Source organism: uncultured Marixanthomonas sp. (assembly GCF_963974425.1).
In the GTDB taxonomy this organism is placed as follows: domain Bacteria; phylum Bacteroidota; class Bacteroidia; order Flavobacteriales; family Flavobacteriaceae; genus Marixanthomonas.
In genome coordinates this window covers 1-16,997 of record NZ_CAXBCK010000065.1, presented here as the reverse complement: position 1 = coordinate 16,997, position 16,997 = coordinate 1, and the positions used below count along the sequence as shown (strand labels likewise).

14 protein-coding genes are annotated in these 16,997 nt (G+C 36.5%); 9 read left to right on the top strand and 5 right to left on the bottom strand.

What is annotated here, in order from left to right; all coding sequences use genetic code 11:
* Positions 1-128 precede the first annotated feature (128 nt).
* Positions 129-530, bottom strand: coding sequence for a methylmalonyl-CoA epimerase (gene mce, locus AACZ92_RS15185; protein WP_339703077.1), 402 nt, complete (start codon positions 528-530; stop codon positions 129-131).
* Between the two features lie 151 nt (positions 531-681).
* Between mce and rbfA the strand changes: the two genes are divergently transcribed.
* Both rbfA and AACZ92_RS15175 read left to right on the top strand, forming a co-directional pair.
* Entirely contained in the window at positions 682-1,083 is a 402-nt protein-coding gene (gene rbfA / locus AACZ92_RS15180) for a 30S ribosome-binding factor RbfA (RefSeq protein ID WP_339703074.1), read from the top strand.
* The gene (locus AACZ92_RS15175) at positions 1,084-2,289 is read left to right on the top strand and encodes an FtsX-like permease family protein (protein WP_339703071.1); all 1,206 of its coding nucleotides are present in this window, start codon (positions 1,084-1,086) and stop codon (positions 2,287-2,289) included.
* Here the strand turns inward: AACZ92_RS15175 and dusB are convergent.
* Positions 2,286-3,278 (bottom strand): tRNA dihydrouridine synthase DusB, encoded by a 993-nt coding sequence (dusB, locus tag AACZ92_RS15170; protein WP_339703068.1) that lies wholly within the window; start codon positions 3,276-3,278, stop codon positions 2,286-2,288. The genes AACZ92_RS15175 and dusB overlap by 4 nt on opposite strands.
* Before the next feature lie 118 nt (positions 3,279-3,396).
* Positions 3,397-5,808, bottom strand: coding sequence for an outer membrane beta-barrel protein (locus AACZ92_RS15165; RefSeq protein WP_339703065.1), 2,412 nt, complete (start codon positions 5,806-5,808; stop codon positions 3,397-3,399).
* A 212-nt stretch (positions 5,809-6,020) separates the two neighbouring features.
* On the opposite strand from AACZ92_RS15165, the gene lepA reads away from it, so the two are divergent.
* Entirely contained in the window at positions 6,021-7,817 is a 1,797-nt protein-coding gene (lepA, locus tag AACZ92_RS15160) for a translation elongation factor 4 (RefSeq protein ID WP_339703062.1), read from the top strand.
* 9 nt (positions 7,818-7,826) lie between these two features.
* Here lepA and AACZ92_RS15155 read toward each other — a convergent pair whose 3' ends face one another.
* Positions 7,827-8,060 carry a hypothetical protein gene (locus AACZ92_RS15155; protein WP_339703059.1) on the bottom strand — a complete coding sequence of 78 codons (234 nt, stop codon included), beginning with the start codon at positions 8,058-8,060 and terminating at the stop codon, positions 7,827-7,829.
* A 42-nt stretch (positions 8,061-8,102) separates the two neighbouring features.
* On the bottom strand, positions 8,103-9,977 hold the full coding sequence (locus AACZ92_RS15150; RefSeq protein ID WP_339703056.1) for a cation:proton antiporter: 1,875 nt from the start codon (positions 9,975-9,977) through the stop codon (positions 8,103-8,105).
* Positions 9,978-10,115: 138 nt separating this feature from the next.
* On the opposite strand from AACZ92_RS15150, the gene AACZ92_RS15145 reads away from it, so the two are divergent.
* The 6 genes from AACZ92_RS15145 to AACZ92_RS15120 all read left to right on the top strand — a co-directional run bounded on the left by AACZ92_RS15145 (position 10,116) and on the right by AACZ92_RS15120 (position 16,925).
* Entirely contained in the window at positions 10,116-10,976 is an 861-nt protein-coding gene (locus AACZ92_RS15145; protein WP_339703053.1) for an MBL fold metallo-hydrolase, read from the top strand.
* A 10-nt stretch (positions 10,977-10,986) separates the two neighbouring features.
* A complete protein-coding gene (locus tag AACZ92_RS15140) occupies positions 10,987-12,663 on the top strand; it encodes a S8 family peptidase (RefSeq protein ID WP_339703050.1) in 1,677 nt (558 codons plus the stop codon).
* A gap of 113 nt (positions 12,664-12,776) precedes the next feature.
* On the top strand, positions 12,777-14,612 hold the full coding sequence (locus AACZ92_RS15135; protein ID WP_339703047.1) for a M1 family metallopeptidase: 1,836 nt from the start codon (positions 12,777-12,779) through the stop codon (positions 14,610-14,612).
* A 173-nt stretch (positions 14,613-14,785) separates the two neighbouring features.
* Positions 14,786-15,151 (top strand): ribonuclease P protein component, encoded by a 366-nt coding sequence (locus AACZ92_RS15130; RefSeq protein WP_339703044.1) that lies wholly within the window; start codon positions 14,786-14,788, stop codon positions 15,149-15,151.
* Entirely contained in the window at positions 15,138-15,974 is an 837-nt protein-coding gene (locus tag AACZ92_RS15125) for a DUF4349 domain-containing protein (protein ID WP_339703041.1), read from the top strand. Before AACZ92_RS15130 ends, AACZ92_RS15125 begins: the two co-directional genes overlap by 14 nt.
* Positions 15,975-16,025: 51 nt before the next feature.
* Positions 16,026-16,925, top strand: coding sequence for a hypothetical protein (locus tag AACZ92_RS15120; RefSeq protein ID WP_339703039.1), 900 nt, complete (start codon positions 16,026-16,028; stop codon positions 16,923-16,925).
* Positions 16,926-16,997 lie beyond the last annotated feature (72 nt).

Sequence of the window (16,997 nt, the reverse complement as noted above, 5' to 3'; positions counted from 1 at the left end):
ACCATGGACCCCCTGATTATGAGTCAGGTGCTCTAACCAGCTGAGCTATGGGACCAGAATAGCTGCAAATGTAAAACACTTTACAGTTAATGCAAACATTTTTTCACAATAATTACATTTTTTGTCTTTTATTCTATTTCCTGACAAAGTTCAATTAACACACCATTGGTTGAGTTTGGGTGTAAAAAAACCACTAATTTATTATCAGCGCCTTTTTTGGGTTCTTCATTAATTACTGTAAAACCTTCTTCTTTCAATCGTTTAACTTCTTTCTTTATATTACATACGGAAAAAGCAATGTGATGGATTCCTTCACCTTTTTTTTCTATAAATTTTGCAATGGGACTATCAGGTTTTGTAGCTTCTAACAATTCTATTTTACTTTCACCACACTTAAAAAAAGAAGTTGTTACGCCTTCACGCTCTACATTTTCTGTTTTATAATGTTTATAACCCAACAAGCTTTTATAAATTGTATTTGCTTCATTAATGTCTTTTACGGCAATGCCTATATGTTCAATTTTTTCCATATTTATAACTCTTTTTCTATTTCAAAACTACAAAATCTTTATGTCAGCCTCTTTACTTTTTTTAACAAGATAAAAACAGAGTCTAAATATAAAATAGTTGTCAAACTTTTAAATAAATGGTTGTTAGTATTAATTGTCCTACTTTTGCAGTATGAGTACAACAGAAAGTAACAGACAAAAAAAAATAGCAGGCGTGCTACAAAACGACCTTGCTAAGGTTTTACAAGAATTGCTTCGCGAATCGGGGCAGTTAAGCACTATTTTAACCGTTTCGAAAGTTTCGGTAACGGTCGATCTTTCCATTGCGAAGGTATATGTGAGTGTTTTTCCTTCCGATAAAGCAGAAGCTATTATAAAGGAACTAAAGCAACTTACTCCAAAAATTAAGCATCAAGTTGCACAACTTACCAAGCATCAGCTTAGAAAAATGCCCGATCTTTCATTTTACAATGACGATTCTATGGAATATATTCAAAACATAGAAAAAGCGGTAAAAGAAAAGGAAAACCCAATCGAAAACCCGGATTTACTTCCGAAAAGAAAAAAATCGTAATTGAAATTTCCGCTCTACATCGCAAAGCGGTATTTATTTTCAAAAAGTAGCAACAACGCTATTAATATCATTACCGGAATTGCAGCTGTTGGTGTTATTGTTGGTGCCATGTCACTCTTTATAGTCCTTTCTGGTTTTTCTGGCTTAAAAGATTTTAGCCTTCAGTTTACCAATGTTTTTGATAGTGATTTAAAAATTTTTCCTGAAAGTGGAAAAACGATTACATTTTCTGAAGCTTCTGAAGAAAAACTAAAAGAAATTACAGGGATTGAAAGCTATTCAAAAGTCATTGAAGAACGGGTTTTTCTTCAATATAAAGGAAGAAACCATATTGCCTACATAAAAGGGGTGGATGAAAAATACAGTGCGGTAAACCCTACCGATAGTATTTTGTTTTTAAGCAATTGGTTTACACCTGGCCAGCAAGAAGTGGTTATTGGCTTTAGTATTGCCCATAAACTTTCTGTGGGAGTAAACGACTATACCGATTTATTAAATATTTACGTGCCGCGTCCCGGAACTGGTCAAATTTTAGCTACTGACGTTGCTAATGCTTTTACTAAACGAAACGCTGTTGTATCAGGAATTTATGATGTAAATGAAGAATTAAACAGCAAATATGTGTTCAGTGACATTGAGTTTGCTCGTAATCTTTTGAAATTGGACAGTGCCACCGTTTCGTCTATTGAATTGAAATTAAAACCTGGAATTTCTGAAGAAGATATCCGAAAACAAATTCAACCTATTTTTGCTGAAGAAGTACTAATTAAAAACCGCATTCAGCAAAATGACGCTTTGTACAAGATGTTGAATACAGAAAATGTTGCCGTGTACCTCATCTTTACTTTGGTACTCATTATTGCTTTGTTTAATGTAGTGGGCTCCATCATTATGATGATTCTCGATAAAAGAAAGGACATAAAAACACTTTACAACCTAGGAACAACAGTAAAAGACATTCGGAAAATTTTCTTTTTACAAGGCACACTTATGACCACACTTGGCGGTTTATTGGGTATTGGTTTAGGAATTTTGTTAGTTTGGGCACAATTACAATTTGAGTTTGTCAACATTACGCAAACATTGGCATATCCAGTAAAGTTTAAAATTATCAATGTACTGATCGTTTTTGTTACAATTACCGTTTTAGGGATAATTGCTTCAAAAATTGCTTCGAGCCGAGTTGGAAAGAAATTGCTTACTTAAACAAATTGGTGGTCTCCAAATTTTTGCAAAACCTCATCAAAGGCAGCAAAAACATCAGCGCTATCATCGCTAGTCACCATTTTCATTCTGTAGGGTTTAAAGTCTGGAATTCCTTTAAAGTAGTTGGTATAATGACGGCGAGTTTCAAAAACACCTAATTTTTCACCTTTCCAATCAATGGACATTTGTAAATGACGACGGGCAGCCTCTACGCGTTCTTCCATGGTTGGTGGTAATGCATGTTTGCCAGTTTTAAAATAGTGCTTAACTTCCTTAAAAAACCAAGGATAGCCAATGCTCGCACGACCAATCATCGCACCATCAAGGCCGTATTTATCTCGCATTTCCATCGCTCTTTCTGGAGTATCAACATCACCGTTTCCAAAAACAGGAATATGCATTCTTGGGTTGTTTTTCACCTCAGCAATAGGTTTCCAATCGGCGCTACCTTTATACATTTGAGCACGTGTACGACCATGAATGGAAATAGCTTGACAACCTACATCTTGCAAGCGTTCGGCCACTTCTTTTATCATAATAGTCTTTTCGTCCCAACCCAAGCGGGTTTTAACAGTAACGGGCAGTTTGGTGTGTTTTACCATAGCTTCAGTTAACGAAACCATTAGATCAATATCCTTTAAAATACCAGCACCAGCGCCTTTGCTCACCACTTTTTTTACGGGGCAACCAAAGTTTATGTCAATAATATCTGGGCCACTGGCCTCAACAATTTCTACACTTTGAAGCATGGAATCAAGGTTGGCACCAAAAATCTGAATGCCCACAGGACGTTCTTTTTCGTAAATGTCCAATTTCATCACGCTTTTGGCAGCATCACGTATAAGTCCTTCTGAAGAAATAAACTCGGTATACACCACATCGGCTCCTTGTTCTTTGCAAAGCGCACGAAAAGGTGGGTCGCTCACATCTTCCATCGGCGCCAATAACAGCGGAAAATCGCCTACATCTATGTTTCCAATTTTTGCCATACTCAAGCTCCGCTCAACATGATAGAATGACTTTGCGGAAATTTTAAGGTTTTTATAGATGCAAAATTACGTAAAATACTCTGGTAAACAATTTTGAACTAAAGAAGTATCTCTTTTGTTAATTGATGCGCTCGGTCTCTTCTGTTGTTGTAGATCGGTTATTGTCACGCAAACGCGCATTTCCGAAGTTATATTTAAAGCCTACCGTAAACAATCTGGTTTCTGTTTGTGCTGTATAAAAATTATCTTGATTGTAATATTTTGAAACCACAGGGAAATTTAAGGAAGTATTGAAAATATCATCCACACCTACTGTTATGCTGGCAGCATTATCCCAAAATGACTTTCGGACAGATAGGTTAAGGAAAAACCTATTTTTATAATTTGAAGAGCCTTGAATTATATTTGAAATATACAAAGAAGACAAATCTGCCGTCCAAGACCGGTCTTTTGAAAGTGTGAAATTAGAATATACATAGCCATAAAATCCAGCTGTATGGTTTTTATAGGTTCGTGGTACACTTTCTACCGCCAAAAATTCGTTTTCCAAATAATAGGTAGAGGTAACTACGTAAAAGTACAGCCAACTGGGTAAATTTCTTGGGGTATACTGAATATCGAAACTGTACTGGAAATCGCGCAATAAATTTGCTTCACTGTTACGCAACGTTCTCTTTTCATTATCTTGAAAGGTTAAAGCGCTTAACGAATTATCTATCGTCTCATAATACGCTTCAAAACTCCAAATATTGTTATACGAATAATTGAAAGCAATTTTATCTGAAATGGCTGGAACCAATCGCGGATTTCCTTCATTAAAATTGTTTTCATTTATAAAATAACGAAACGGATTCAAGTTTTGATAGTTAGGTCGTGAAATGCTTTTGGTGTATGCAATTCCAGCACTGTGTTTTTCGTTAAAATTGTATTGCCCAGAAACTCTAGGAAACAACTTAAAATAATCATTGGTATTAGTTTCTCCTAAGGTTCGTGACCGGCCTTCCACATCGGTATATTCGCCCCGTAGTCCTACAATAAGGCTAAAATCGTTAAACACTTGCTCAACATTTATGTACTCGGCATACACTTTTTCGAGATAGTTAAAATCATCTGAAAGAAATGGATTAAAGTCCATCTCACCCATATCGGTATCAAAAAAATGGAGTTTGCTATTGCTGTCTATGTTGCTGTATTTTACACCAGCCTTCAGGTTTCCTCTCCAAAAAGAATGCGTCAAATCTGCTTGTCCGGTAAAAATATTCGTGCCTTGATCGGCATCTGTTGAAAAACTGTTTTCTCGCAGCAAGTTTCCTGCAGGATCATTATAATTAGTGGCTACGTCCTGTAGTCGCTCGTTATTATAATCGGTATAATTGGCAGTAACAGTTACATTAGAGTTTTCCGCGTTCAACAAAATTTTATAATCCCCAGTTATGGAAAGTGTATGCGTATCAGACCCCAAATCACTTAAAGTTGTAAAGGTACTATCGATTGCGCGTTGAGCATTTCGTATAACTGCAAAACCATTGTTATCGTACGTTTCGTTTGGGTTTATCGAAAAGGTAGTTGCTAAACTAATGGTCTGTTTGTCGTCTAAGGTAAAATCGGCAATCAAATTCGCTTGGTGGGCGTTGGTTCGGGTGATTTTTTTAAAATCGGAATTCCAAATAGAATTGGTACTGCCGTCTGGATTAAAAAACCGAATAAAGTTTTCATCTTCCTTAAGATTTTTACGCGTGTTAAAACCGTAGCTTCCATAAAAATTGAGCCAATTGTTTTTATAGAAATGCGACGTTCCTAATCGGTACTTAGGAAATGTTCCTTGTTTGTATGAACCATTAACCGATCCTTTATAACCAATGGAAATTGCCCGCGAAGTATTGATGTTCAAGACGGTTCCCGTAGCGCCATCATATTTTGCAGAAGGACTGGTAATCACTTCAATATTTTTAATATTTGAGGCATCGGTATTTTCCAGCAGGGAAACAACCTCAGATGAGCTTAAGTACACCCGTTTGGCATTAATATATATTTCGGGACTTTGAAATTTAATTTGAATAGACTCGCCTATTACCACTACTCCAGGTGTCTTTTTCAATAGATCGAAAGTACTTCCTACAGAAAGCGAGGTGTTTTCAACATTGAAAACCAGTTTTCCAGCGGTTTTTTCTATCGTTGGTTTTTTAGCATTAATTACGGTTTCATCAAGGGTTTTGGTAGATTCTTTTAAAGTTACTGTTCCTATGCTTTCTTCAGAAGAAACAGAAACTTCTTTTTCGATTGTTTTAAACCCCATATAACTAAAAGTAAGTTTATAGGTCTTAGCTTCAAGATTTTTCAGCAAAAAACTACCATTTTCATTTGAGGTTGTACCTTTAAAAGGTTCGGTAGCGTCTTCTTCAAAAACAAGCACATTTACGAATGAAAGTGGAGCGTTATTAGCATCAACAACATTTCCAGAAATTGAAAAGTCTTGTGCAAAAAGTGATGTAGCACAAAATAGTAAGACTAGAAGGGACAGTCTTTCCATAAGTTCGGATTTGGTTTGTTATTCCTTTTTAAAATGCGCTTCATGGGGAGTTGAAGCAAGCTTCAATAAAATACGCAGCTTATACAAATATGTTAATATTATCTTAAACCTCCAAGATGTATGTAATTTTTTTGACGAAAGAGAACAAATCCTTTCTTTCGATTCAATTTAAACTATATTTGCAGTCAATTTGACTACGGAAGAAGAATACTATGAAGAACATTCGAAATTTTTGTATAATCGCCCATATTGACCACGGTAAGAGTACCTTGGCAGACAGGTTATTGGACTCAACCGCAACGGTTACATCACGTGAAAAGCAAGAACAATTGCTTGACAGTATGGATTTAGAGCGTGAGCGCGGCATTACCATTAAAAGCCACGCAATACAAATGGATTATGAGTTTGAAGGTGAAAAATATACCTTAAATTTAATTGATACTCCTGGTCACGTAGATTTTTCATATGAAGTTTCCCGAAGTATCGCCGCTTGTGAAGGTGCTTTGTTAGTAGTTGATGCTGCACAGAGTATACAGGCGCAGACTATTTCAAACCTATATTTAGCATTGGAAAATGATCTAGAAATCATTCCTGTGCTAAACAAAATAGATCTTCCTTCAGCAAATCCTGAAGAAGTAACAGACGATATTGTGGATCTTTTGGGTTGCGATCCGGATGAAATTATCCCTGCTAGTGCAAAAACAGGCTTGGGAATAGAGGAAATTTTAGAAGCTATCATTAAGCGTGTTCCCGCACCAAAAGGTAATCCAAATGAGTCATTGCAAGCCTTGATATTCGATTCGGTTTACAATCCGTTTCGTGGAGTGGAAACCTACTTTAGAGTATTGAATGGTGAAATAAAGAAAGGCCAAAATATAAAGTTTATGGCTACCGATAAAAACTACGAAGCCAATGAAGTAGGTACCCTAAAACTTAAGCAACTACCAAAAAATGTAGTAAAAACTGGTGACGTAGGCTACTTAATTACTGGAATTAAGGATGCCCGTGAAGTAAAAGTAGGTGATACTATTACCGATGCTGATAGTCCCACCACGAATATGATTGGAGGTTTTGAAGATGTAAAACCTATGGTATTTGCTGGTATTTACCCTGTTGACACCGAAGAGTATGAAGAACTTCGAAACTCCATGGAAAAATTGCAATTAAACGATGCTTCCTTAGTTTTTCAACCAGAAAGTTCGGCTGCACTTGGTTTTGGTTTCCGTTGTGGTTTCTTAGGAATGCTTCATTTAGAAATTATTCAAGAGCGATTAGAACGTGAGTTTGATATGACGGTCATTACAACCGTTCCCAACGTATCCTATTACGCATACACAAATAAAGAACCTGATGAACTGATTATGGTTAATAACCCATCAGATTTACCGGAGCCATCAACCCTTAACCGTGTAGAAGAACCATTTATAAAAGCGACTATTATTACAAAAGCAGAGTTTGTTGGGCCGGTAATGTCACTTTGTATAGAAAAACGAGGCGAAATTGTAAATCAGACCTATTTAACTACCGAGCGTGTAGAACTTTCTTTTGATATGCCACTTGCTGAAATTGTATTCGATTTTTACGATCGCTTAAAAACAGTTTCAAAAGGATATGCTTCGTTTGATTATGCACCAATTGGGATGCGCGAATCACATTTGGTGAAAGTAGATGTCCTATTAAACGGAAACACGGTAGATGCCCTTTCTGCCCTTTTACACCGTGATAATGCGTACGATATTGGTAAACGTATGTGTGAAAAGTTGAAAGAACTAATACCAAGACAACAATTTGATATTCCTATTCAAGCGGCAATTGGTTCTAAAATTATTTCCAGAGAAACTGTAAAAGCACTTCGAAAAGATGTAACTGCAAAATGTTATGGAGGTGATATTTCACGTAAAAGAAAACTATTAGAAAAGCAGAAAAAAGGTAAAAAGCGTATGCGTGCCGTTGGTAATGTAGAAATACCACAGGAAGCGTTTATGGCGGTATTAAAGTTGAATGATTAAAGCGACAATCTAACCACCACAAGTAACTCCAGAATCTTCTAAACCAGCTACGTAAACATTATAATTGGTATCCGTATTTTCACCATTTACAGTAGCGTTGCCGTTTTGATCCCGACACACTTCAAAAGCCGTGGTTTCGGGAGAATTACACGTTACACATGAAATTTCGGTATCATCTTCGCACGATAAAATAAATACGATTGAAAGTATCGGAAGTAGTTTCAGATATAGACCTTTTTTCATGGTAAAGAAGCTTTGTTAAAAAACGAAATTGTAATCAGTTTATTATTGGTCTTGCTCGTGTATTTTATCCTCTTCTTCTTTGGTAGCGTTTACAACATCTTCAAAATCTATTGGTTTTCCAAGGTAAACTAATTGACTACCTTCGGTAATTTCCATTTCTTGAGGGTTTTCAATGAGGTCTATATGGTTTTCATCGTTTTTCACAAAGAGGGCAACTGCATTTTCTTCCTCTTCAATATACCCTAGCAATTTCATAAACTTAGATTGTGTATCAATTGGCAACTCCTGTATGGAAGGGAAGTCACGAGCCACTTCAGTAAAACGCACATAATCATGGGTGGTTGAAAAAAGTTCTTCTGAAGAAAGGGTGTTTTTAATTTTTCGTTCTTCAGAGTTCATCAATCTAAACGATCCATTTTCACCAAAAATATCCCCATATCTTGAAATAGCTTGTTTATTAATTTCGTCATTGCCTGTCATTGCCAGCAGATACCCCACATCGTTCAATTCGATATTATCTGAAAGGTCATCCGAATAAATATTTCCATTAATGGCTTCAAGTCCTAACTCTCTAGCTTTTTCAATATTTAATCGGTTGGTGTCGACCAATACTACGTGACGATTATTTTTCTGAAGATAGGTACCTATCAGCCTTGAAACTTTTGAAGCACCTACAATCATAATACCTTCCGAAGATTTTAAGAAAACGCCAACTGCCGAAGCAAATAATCGAGCCGAAGCTGCATTTAATAAAACCGTAACGAGTACTACTGCAAAAACTAATGGCGTAATATATTCGGCCCCGGGAACACCTTCGTTTACTAATTTAGTGCCAAAAAGCGATGCAATACCAGCAGCAACAATACCACGTGGCCCTACCCAACTAATAAACAGTTTTTCATTTATTTTTAAGCTAGAACCTGTAGTACTTAAAAATACCGCTAGCGGCCGAAGTACAAAAATGATAATGGCTAGTAAAATACCCGTTTTCCAGTTGTAAACCAATAAAAGATCTTCTAAGCTAATATTTGCTGCCAGTAGTATAAATAGAATAGAAATTAATAATACGCTTAACGATTCTTTAAAATAAAGGAGTTCTTTAAGGCTTGGCAAATCGCTGTTTCCTAAATACATTCCCATTACTACCACTGCCAGTAAGCCCGATTCGTGAGCAAATTGATCGCTCAAAACAAAAATCATTAACACCATAGAAAGCGACACTACATTTAAGAGATAATGCGGAATAAACTTTCTTTTAATTAAAAAATACAGTGCGTAACCTGCTGAAATTCCGAAAGAAAAACCTATCAAAATAATTTTAGCAAACTCTATCAAAGCCTGTTTGGTATAGCCGGCATCGCCCTCTACACTAATAAACTCAAACACTAAAACTGCAACCAAAGCACCAATAGGATCTATTAAAATTCCTTCCCATTTTAAGACGGCAGAAACATGCTTTTTAAGAGGAATATTTCTTAGAATTGGTGTAATCACCGTAGGACCGGTCACAATAATTAATGCTGAAAATAGAAAAGAGATACGCCAATCGAGTCCAAAAACGTAATGGGCAGCTACTCCAGCACCTATAAATGTTACAGTAGAACCGAGACTTATTAACTTACCAATTACGCCACCAACTTTAGTGATTTCTCCACGCCGAAGGGTAAGCCCTCCTTCAAAAAGAATAATACCGATAGCTAAGGAAACAAAGTAAAAAAGGTTTTCCCCTGGAAAGAGTCCTTTTTCACCATTGTAAATAGGCTGTATCCACTGTTGACCATCGTCAGATAATAACGTTGAGATAGGACCAACAAACAATCCTATTAGGATTAACGGTAAAATGGCGGGTATCTTAAATTTCCAAGCAACCCATTGTGCTAAAATTCCTAAAACGATAATTCCTGCCAATTCAACCATATAATTCCTTTTTTGTAAAATAAGCTCTTTTGAAATTTCTCAAAAGCTAACTTTTTGTTAAAAATAATACAAATATTTCGGTCTGCACCCAAGGGACTGCTTCCCTTTTAGTATTTTGCACACTTTAAAATTCAAAATATGAAGTTGTACCCCATTGAATCTGGAAATTTTAAATTAGATGGTGGTGCTATGTTTGGAGTAGTACCAAAATCTCTTTGGAACCGGACAAACCCCGCAGATAGTAATAATATGATTGATATGGCGGCCCGTTGCCTGCTTATTGAAAACGGTGATCGCTTAACGCTCATAGATACAGGAATGGGTACTAAACAAAGCGAAAAGTTTTTTGGATATTATTACCAATGGGGAGATCATAATATCGATGAGTCTTTGAAAAAGCACGGCTTTCATCGTGATGATATTACCGATGTTTTTTTAACACACCTTCACTTCGATCATTGCGGCGGAGCTATACAATGGAACAAAGACCATTCAGGCTATGAACCTGCTTTTAAAAACGCAAAATTTTGGAGTAATAAAGATCATTGGGATTGGGCTGTACATCCAAATGCACGTGAAAAAGCTTCTTTTTTGAAAGAAAACATCCTTCCCATAGAAGAAAGCGGACAATTACATTTTGTTGATAAACCTACTGGTGACTTTGCTAAAGCAAATGAAATGGATTTCGGCATGTTATTTGCAGATGGTCATACCGATAAGCAAATGATACCCCACATAGATTACAAAGGCAAAAAATTAGTGTTTATGGCAGATCTATTGCCAACCGCAGGGCATTTACCATTACCCTACGTAATGGGATATGATACTAGGCCTTTATTAACGCTGCCTGAAAAAGAAAAGTTTCTGAATCAAGCGGCAGATCACAAGTATTATCTTTTTTTAGAGCATGATGCTCATAACCAAATAATTACCGTAAAACACACTGAAAAAGGCGTTCGTTTAGATCAGGTTTTTACTTTTAATGAACTTTTTAATTAATTTACAACAAATGAATATTCTTAAAACATCCTTTATGGCTGCTGCTTCTGCAGTAGTCTTAGCTGGTTGCGGAAGCAGCTCGGCTCCAATTGTTTCAACTCCTATTGAAAACATTGACACCTTACCGTTAAAAACAGCTCCTTTAAATGACGAACAATATAAAAAATGGGGTGCTGCAGATCTTATAAATGATACAATCCCAGGGATGAGTGTTGATAAGGCATATGCCGAAATTTTATCAAAAAGAAAAGGAAAAACTGTTATTGTAGGTGTAATAGACAGTGGTGTTGATATTGAGCACGAAGACTTAAAAAATGTTATCTGGACTAATAGAGAAGAAATTGCCGGTAACGGTAAGGATGATGATAACAACGGATATGTAGATGATATTCACGGATGGAATTTCCTAGGGGATATTGTAGGTGAGAATATGGAATACGCTCGTATCGTTAAGAAATTAGGTCCAAAATTTGAAGGAAAAACAAATGCTTCTATAAGCGCTGCAGATCGTGAGTCATTTGCTTTTTATAAAAAAGCTAAGGCTGAGTATGAAAAAGAAAAGCAAGATGCAGTAGCTAATAAAACTAGATATGAGCAAATATTATCGCAAGTAAAACCTGCTCACGAAGCAATGATTAAAAAATTGGGTAAGCAAGATTATACTGCTAAAGACTTAGCTGGAATCGCTAACCCAACTGCCACCGAACAACAACAAATTGGTATGCTTACTCAAATGCTTAGCTATGGCGACGCTGTGCCAGAAGTAGTGGAGCAATTAGAAGGTGGTATCGAATATTTTGATGGAAGATTAGACACCCACTTCAACCTGGAAAAAGACTTTAGAAGTGTATTAGGCGATAATCCTGATGATATTACAGATACCGATTACGGAAATAACGATGTAGACGGTCCAGATCCTAAAAAAGAAGATGCTAAACACGGTACACACGTTTCAGGAATAATTGCTGGAGAACGTAACAACGAAATTGGTATCGATGGAGTTGCAAAAAATGTTGAAATTATGGTGATCCGTGCGGTCCCAGATGGCGATGAGTATGATAAAGATATCGCACTTGCTTTTCGTTATGCTGCCGATAATGGCGCGAAAGTAATAAACACTAGCTTCGGAAAATACTACAGCACGCATCCAGAATGGGTTCGTGAAGCTATTGAATATGCTGCTTCAAAAGATGTATTGATTGTAAATGCAGCCGGGAACGAAGGTCTAAATCTCGATGAAACGGAAGTTTATCCAAATGATCAAACTAAAACTGGAGCTGAATATGTAGATAATGTGTTAACCGTTGGTGCCTTAAACTTCAAATACGGTAGCGAATTAGTGGCAAACTTTTCAAACTATGGAAAAACAAATGTTGATGTTTTTGCACCTGGTGTAAAAATATGGGCAACTACACCTTTAGATACGTATGAATATTTACAAGGAACTTCTATGGCGGCACCTGCAGTTGCTGGAGTTGCTGCGATGATTCGTTCTTACTATCCTAACCTTTCAGCAAAAGAAGTAAAGCAAGTTATAATGGATAGCGGCCTTACTACAAAAAGCCCTGTTATACTAGGTGGAGAAGAATCTAATACCGATAACTTCGGAAACATTTCAACCTCTGGAAAGATGGTGAATATGTACAATGCATTGATTATGGCCGATAAAAGGTCTCGTTTAAAATAAATGGATACTGTCAGGTTGAGCGCAGTCGAAACCTTATAGTTCTCGACTGCGCTTGAACAGACAACCAAAGTCAATTGGAGACCACGCTTTTTAAAAAATCTAATACTACGCTTATGAAATATATTTTCGGAAACATTTTAATCTTTTGTATAGTTGCTACTGCTTTAGCGCAGAACAATACTTCATATTGGCAACAAAAAGTTGATTATAAGATGGAAATTGATATGGATGTTGAAACCTATCAATACAAAGGAAAACAAGAATTGGTTTACACAAACAACTCGCCCGATGTTCTCGATAGAGTATTTTATCACTTATATTTCAACGCTTTTCAACCCGGAAGCGAAATGGACGTTCGTTCTAGAACCATTTCAGATCCAGATAGTAGAGTAGCAGATCGAATTTCAAAATTATCTCCTTCAGAAATAGGATATATAAAACCAACATTATTAACTCAAGACGGTCAAACTTTAAATTATGAAGTAGTAGGTACTGTTCTTGAAGTAGAATTAAACAAACCCATTCAACCAGGTGAAAGCACTACTTTCAATATGGAATGGGATGCACAAGTACCAGTACAGATTCGTCGTTCTGGTCGTAATAATGCAGAAGGTGTTGCTTTATCAATGGCACAATGGTTTCCCAAAATAGCCGAATATGATTTTCAAGGATGGCACGCATATCCTTACATAGGAAGAGAATTTCTTAGTGTTTGGGGTGATTATGATGTAAAAATAACAATAGACGCTGCGTATACTATTGGCGGAACCGGTTACTTACAAAACCCTGAACAAGTAGGTCACGGTTACGGACCTAAAGGCTTAAAAAATATGAAGCCAGTAGATGGAAAATATACATGGCATTTTAAAGCACCAAATGTACACGACTTTACTTGGGCTGCAGATGATGAATATGTTCATGATACCTATGAAGGTCCTAACGACGTAACACTTCATTTTTTCTACAAAGACAATCCTGAAATAAAAGAAAACTGGAAAAACTTACAGCCTAAAACTGCTGAATTATTAAAGTATTTCAATGAAAAGATCGGCCCGTACCCATATAAGCAATACTCTGTAATTCAAGGTGGAGATGGCGGTATGGAATATGGTATGAGCACCCTAATTACTGGCGAACGTAAGTTTGGAAGTTTAGTTGGCGTTACCGCTCACGAGTTGGCTCACGCTTGGTTTCAGTTTTTAATGGCTACCAACGAAGCAAAACACGAGTGGATGGACGAAGGGTTTACCAGTTATATTTCCGCAGCTGCCATGAACGAGGTAATGGACGAGCAGAAACCAAATCCGTTTAGTGGTTCCTATAGAGGTTATACTTTTTTAGCTAAAAGTGGTAAAGAGCAACCACAAACCACGCATGCAGACCGCTATGCCAGTAACAGAGCCTACGGAATTACCGCATACAGTAAAGGTGCTGTATTTTTAGCGCAATTGGGATATGTAATTGGCGAAGAAAACTTAGCCAAAACACTTAAAAGGTATTACGAAGATTGGGCGTTTAAACACCCAACGCCAAACGATTTTATTCGCGTCGCCGAAAAAGTTTCAGGTTTTGAGCTAGAATGGTATTTAACCGATTTTACTCAAACTACAAACACTATAGACTACGGAATTAAAGGTGTTGAATCTGTTGGAAACACGACAACTATAACATTGGAGCGCATCGGTTTAATGCCAATGCCTATTGATTTATTTGTAACGTATGAAGACGGAACGGAAGAGTACCTCTACATTCCGTTGCAAATGGCGCGTGCCGAAAAACCAACTCCATATCCAAATATGAAAAGTCGTGTGTTACCAGATTGGGCGTGGGCGTATCCTACCTACCAATTTGAAATCACGGACGGTAAAAAAGTAAAAAGCATGAAGATTGATGCTTCAGACCGTATGGCTGATATCAATCCTGAAAATAACACTTGGGGTGTAGAATAATTTTTTCTGAAACCTCTTTTGAAATCATAAGTGCCTTAAAAGTAAAACTGGATTTGTCCGGTTGAGCGCAGTCGAAACCTATTTGGTATAGACAGTTTATAGTTCTCGACTGCGCTCGAACAGACAGCAAAATGTACTTTTAAGGCACTTTTCTTTTTTTATATCTTTACACTATGAGCCAAAAATTTCCTAAAAACGAAAAACTAAAAAGCCGAAAAATGATAGCCCGGCTTTTTTCCGAAGGGAAATCTTATAAAAAATATCCCGTAAAAGTATTTTATATTGAAGTAGAAGATGCCGAAACCAATCAAGCTACTTTTGCCGTACCCAAACGAAATTTTAAGTTGGCCGTTAGCCGAAACCACATAAAAAGAAAGCTTCGCGAAGCCTACAGAATCAACAAAGGAGCGTATCTAGAAAAAAGCGGCAAGAAATTTGCGCTGTTGTTTTTGTATCTTGGAAGGGAAAAACCAAACTACGAAGCTGTTGAGGCTTCGGTTATTTCGCTTCTTAAAAAACTAACAGATGAAAGCAATTAGCCTATTATTTTTCTTGTTTGCCTTAGCGTGTTCAGATGGAAATCGTAACACCGATACTGTTTCGGCAAGTCCAGAACCTTCTTACGAAGTAATGGAAGACCAAGCATATTCTGAAGAAGTGCCTATCACACAACAATTAACGCCACCACCTCCGCCTACACCTCAACAAGAACAGAAAATCATTAAAACCGCCCGTCTCGCTTTTGAAACCCCATCGCCCGAAGAAACCCACAAAAGAATTTTACAACTTACCTCACAATACGAAGGGTTTGTAGCCAATGATAATTCTGGGAAAAGTTACAATCGTATTTATAGAAATATGACGGTGCGCGTGCCTACCAAAAACTTTCAAGCGTTTATCAATTCTGTTTCTGAAGGGGTTGAGTATTTTGACCAACGGGATATTTCGCGGCAAGATGTAACCGAAGAGTTTGTAGATCTCGAAGCGCGCTTAAAAGCCAAACGCAAACTAGAAGACCGGTATTTAGAATTGTTATCTAAAGCGAAAAACGTCAAGGAAATGCTCGAAATTGAGCGCGAACTCTCCAACATCCGCGAAGAGATTGAAGCCAAAGAAGGCCGCTTAAAATACCTTCAAAACCGAGTTTCTGTAAGCACTATCAACTTAGAATTTTACAAATACACTGCCGAAAGTGGCGTTACCGTTTCTTACGGACAGAAAATTAAAAACGCCCTACAAGGTGGCTGGAACGGCGTTTCGGTGTTCTTTTTAGGGTTGTTGTACTTATGGCCGTTGTTTATTGTGGTTATTATCGTGCTATTGGTAGTACGGTGGTTGGTTAGAAGGAATAAAAAGAAATAAATAATCGCATTGATTTTATATCATTGTTACCACACATTTAAGAAAGACATTATGAACAGAATATTGACAATCCTTTTTTTTAGTTTTTACGTGTCAATTTCTTTTGCATCAAGTCCACAAGTATCTGACTATTTAATTTTTAAAAATGATACTATCCCAACTTACAACTTATTGGTTGAACAATATCTTCAAAAAATAAAAGATGATAAAGGCAGATTATTTAATTTAAGTTTCAGAAACTCAATTGAAGGAACTTTAGGAACATCATTAAATTGCTGGAGAGGATATCAAGCGATTTATGAAATAAAAAATGACAGCCTATTTGTAAATGCTATTATCGATTGTCATTCGTTGGAAAATAAAAATCAAATTCCAGAAAATTATATTAAAAAATTATTTGGAGAAAAGGTTCAGAACAATAGAGTTTTCATAGATTGGTTTAGTGGGAATATCAGTTTTCCGACAAAAAGAACCGACAATAAAATGATTAGTTGGGATGGAGTATTTGAGCGGATTTTTATGTATGAAAATATCATAGAAATTGAAAACGGTGCTATCGATAAAATAAGTGAACAGCAAAATTATGTAGACTTAAAAAACGGAATTGATAGATTAGATAGAGATAATATTATAAATGCTCTTTTTGACAGAATTAAAAACTATAAATGGACAAAAAAAGATAAGTTTGATTGTTCTGAACTATATACAGTAACGATTGGAAAAAACGGCAAAATCTCTAATGTAGTAATGACCGAATATCAGACGGAAGAACTTATTGAGGAATATTGGGACACCAAACGCGAATATAATTATTGTGTTAAATCAATCCAAAAAGCCTTAAGAGGTTTGCAATTTGACATAATTAAACGAAAAGGAATGCCGATTGAAAGTAGTGTTTCTGTTGAAATTTGGTTTAATGAAGACGGAACTATAGAAAATTGGACGGAATAAAAACGTGTGGTAACAATGTATCCTATGAAAAGCACTAGTCCAGTTCTTCAAATATAATATTTTATTTTTTAA